Source organism: Tenacibaculum pelagium, from assembly GCF_014062345.1.
Taxonomy (GTDB): Bacteria; Bacteroidota; Bacteroidia; order Flavobacteriales; family Flavobacteriaceae; genus Polaribacter; species Polaribacter pelagius.
This window is the reverse complement of sequence record NZ_JACGLS010000008.1, coordinates 1-2,500: the sequence shown is the minus strand read 5'-3', so window position 1 is coordinate 2,500 and position 2,500 is coordinate 1. Positions and strand designations below refer to the sequence as shown.

The window sequence follows — 2,500 nt, the reverse complement described above, 5'->3', positions numbered from 1 at the left end:
AGAACGAGCTCTTTATAATTCTTAATTTTATAAAAAATATTGTGTTAATCGTTAGATTAACTCTCTATCTTGATTCTTTACGATATCATTTTACCAATATGTCAATGAACTTTGTGGCGAGTCGCCACTGACAAGTATTTAAACTTGTTAGCTACAATCTGCCCGCAATACTCATGAAGATAATTTTACTTATCTCCAGGCATCGCCTGGTGGAGAATACCGGAGTCGAACCGGTGACCTCTTGCGTGCAAGGCAAGCGCTCTAGCCAGCTGAGCTAATCCCCCATTACTAGTAGTTAGTAATAGTGATAGTAATTAATCTTAATTACGTCAACTTCTAGAATTTCCTTTCTAATATTTAAGTTTTTGTAGTCTCGGGCAGACTCGAACTGCCGACCTCTACATTATCAGTGTAGCGCTCTAACCAGCTGAGCTACGAGACTATAATAGCTTATATATTAGTGTGTTTTAAAATTAACAGCAAAGAGTAAAATCTCCTTTTGTAACTCACCATCTTTCTCTAGAAAGGAGGTGTTCCAGCCGCACCTTCCGGTACGGCTACCTTGTTACGACTTAGCCCTAGTTACCAGTTTTACCCTAGGCCGCTCCTCTCGGTAACGGACTTCAGGCACCCCCAGCTTCCATGGCTTGACGGGCGGTGTGTACAAGGCCCGGGAACGTATTCACCGGATCATGGCTGATATCCGATTACTAGCGATTCCAGCTTCACGGAGTCGAGTTGCAGACTCCGATCCGAACTGTGATATGGTTTGTAGATTCGCTCCTATTCGCATAGTGGCTGCTCATTGTCCATACCATTGTAGCACGTGTGTAGCCCAGGACGTAAGGGCCGTGATGATTTGACGTCATCCCCACCTTCCTCACGGTTTGCACCGGCAGTCTCGCTAGAGTCCTCAGCATTACCTGTTAGCAACTAACAATAGGGGTTGCGCTCGTTATAGGACTTAACCTGACACCTCACGGCACGAGCTGACGACAACCATGCAGCACCTTGTAAAGTGTCCGAAGAAAAAGCTATCTCTAGCCCTGTCACTCTACATTTAAGCCCTGGTAAGGTTCCTCGCGTATCATCGAATTAAACCACATGCTCCACCGCTTGTGCGGGCCCCCGTCAATTCCTTTGAGTTTCAGTCTTGCGACCGTACTCCCCAGGTGGGATACTTATCACTTTCGCTTAGTCACTGAGATAAATCCCAACAACTAGTATCCATCGTTTACGGCGTGGACTACCAGGGTATCTAATCCTGTTCGCTCCCCACGCTTTCGTCCATGAGCGTCAGTATATACGTAGTAGACTGCCTTCGCAATCGGTATTCTAAGTAATCTCTATGCATTTCACCGCTACACTACTTATTCTATCTACTTCCGTATAACTCAAGTCAACCAGTATCAAAGGCAGTTCCATAGTTAAGCTATGGGATTTCACCTCTGACTTAATTGACCGCCTGCGGACCCTTTAAACCCAATGATTCCGGATAACGCTTGGACCCTCCGTATTACCGCGGCTGCTGGCACGGAGTTAGCCGGTCCTTATTCTTACAGTACCGTCAAGGCCGTACACGTACGACTGTTTCTTCCTGTATAAAAGCAGTTTACAACCCATAGGGCAGTCTTCCTGCACGCGGCATGGCTGGTTCAGAGTTGCCTCCATTGACCAATATTCCTCACTGCTGCCTCCCGTAGGAGTCTGGTCCGTGTCTCAGTACCAGTGTGGGGGATAATCCTCTCAGACCCCCTACCTATCGTTGCCATGGTAAGCCGTTACCTTACCATCTAGCTAATAGGACGCATAGTCATCTTGTACCCATAAATGTTTAACTAAATTGTGATGCCACATCTCAGTATTATGGAGTATTAATCTTCATTTCTAAAGGCTATCCTCCTGTACAAGGCAGATTCTATACGCGTTACGCACCCGTTCGCCGGTCGTCAGCGGAAAAGCAAGCTTCTCCCTGTTACCCCTCGACTTGCATGTGTTAAGCCTGCCGCTAGCGTTCATCCTGAGCCAGGATCAAACTCTTCATTGTATATTTTAAATAATATTAATGAATAAGTTTCAAAAGAATTTAACTTCGTTAGAAGTTATGGTTATTCTACTCTTTGTTTACGCTGTCAATTTCAATATTTTCAATGAACTTGGTGAGTCGCCAATAACAAGTATTATCTTATTTTTTTAACTCAACCTTTTGTAGAAATACTAGACTCGAACTAGCTGATTTTATTATCTCAAAATCATTCCAAAATTTCTGTGATCGTATCGCTTTCTTAAAGCGGTTGCAAATTTATAAACTATTTTAAAACTGACAAACTTTTCTGAAAGTTTTTTTTAATTTATTTTTTCGCTAATTTTAATGAACTTCCGTTTTTAAAACGGACTGCAAAGATACTCTCTTTTATTTATTCTAAACAAATAAAATCAAACTTATTTTTAATCTTTTTTTGAAAATTTCTTTACACTATTTTAATGAACATTCGCTATT

The 2,500-nt window shown here is 42.5% G+C and carries 2 tRNA genes and 1 rRNA gene; all 3 read right to left on the bottom strand.

The features are described 5' to 3' along the window. Nucleotides 1-207 precede the first annotated feature (207 nt). Nucleotides 208-284, bottom strand: a tRNA-Ala gene (locus H3Z83_RS12305). An 84-nt stretch (nt 285-368) separates the two neighbouring features. After that, a tRNA-Ile gene (locus tag H3Z83_RS12300) sits at nt 369-442 on the bottom strand. An 81-nt stretch (nt 443-523) separates the two neighbouring features. Beyond that, a 16S ribosomal RNA gene (locus H3Z83_RS12295) occupies nt 524-2,047 on the bottom strand. Nucleotides 2,048-2,500 lie beyond the last annotated feature (453 nt).